Raw genomic sequence first — 1,121 nt, 5'->3', positions numbered from 1 at the left:
CTAGCTGTAGGAGGTCATGACGTTGTTGACTCGGGCCGGGGCCAACGAGGCCGGCGGGGCGTTCCCGCAGGAGGTATGAGGCCGATGGTAGTTGTAGTGGTTCACCCACACGGCCAGGGCCTCACGCCGAGCTTGCTCTGAGGTATACGGGCGGGCGTAGAGGACCTCATCGACCATCAGCCGGTTGTAGCGTTCGACCTTCCCGTTATGGCGCGGGGTGTAGGGGCGGATCCGGTGGTGCCGGCCCCCGAGCGAGACCACCTTGGCGGTGAACTCCGCGGCCCGGTAGTTGTTCCCGTTGTCCGTGATCACCCTGTCGATCCGGATGCCGTGGGCGGCGAAGAACGCCCGCGCCCGGCAGAAGAACCCGATCGTGGTCACCGCCTGCTCATCCTCCAACGCCTCGGTGTACGCCAGGCGGGTGAACCCGTCGATCGCCGAATGCAGGTAGGTGTAGCCGACCCGTCGGCCAGGCCCGCGCTTGGCTGCTCGCGCGTTCTCGGAGTCCCGGCCGTGAGCACGCCAGCCGCCCCCCTCGGGGATGCGCCCGATCTTCTTCACGTCCAGGTGCACCATGTGCCCCGGGCCGCGGGCGGTGATCTTCTGCGGTCGTTGGCGCAGGTCCTCACCCGTGGGCGCGAGGTCTGGCAACCGGGAGATGCCCAGCCGGTGCATCCACCTCCCCACGGTACGAAGACACACCCGGTGGCCTTCAGAGACGAGGTGGTGATGGATGCGGCGGGCCGACCACTTCTCCCTGCGACGCAGGGTCTGGATCTGAGCCACCACCTCGGGGTCGAGCTGGGCAGGTGAACGGCGCGGCCGGCTGGGCAGGTCCTGAAGGCCGGCTTCTCCCTGGGCGCGGTAGCGGGCCACCCAGGTGGCCACCGTGGGCCGGCTCACCCGGAACTCGGCGGCCACGTGCGCCTGTGGGATCCCGTCGTGCAGGTGGCGGTGGACCATCCTGAGACGGCCGGTGGGGGTCAGGGGTGCGTTAGCGTGAGTCATGAGCGGGTCTCTTCTGGCAGGTGGGTTGTTGAGGAACTTCCATCCTGCCGGGCGGGGCCCGCTCGTCTCATCTCAGCCCGGGCCTCGTGCCAAGAACCTCATGACCCACAACA

1 protein-coding gene is annotated in these 1,121 nt (G+C 68.4%); it reads right to left on the bottom strand.

Annotated elements, in window-relative coordinates; all coding sequences use genetic code 11:
* Window positions 1–1,008 carry an IS481 family transposase gene (locus O3T09_RS11765; protein ID WP_011117094.1) on the bottom strand — a complete coding sequence of 336 codons (1,008 nt, stop codon included), beginning with the start codon at window positions 1,006–1,008 and terminating at the stop codon, window positions 1–3.
* Between the last annotated feature and the right edge of the window lie 113 nt (window positions 1,009–1,121).

It is taken from the genome of Micrococcus sp. H39-S4 (assembly GCF_027158145.1).
In the GTDB taxonomy this organism is placed as follows: domain Bacteria; phylum Actinomycetota; class Actinomycetes; order Actinomycetales; family Micrococcaceae; genus Micrococcus; species Micrococcus luteus.
Note: the sequence above shows the minus strand (reverse complement) of the source record. Positions and strands in the feature narration are given on the sequence as shown.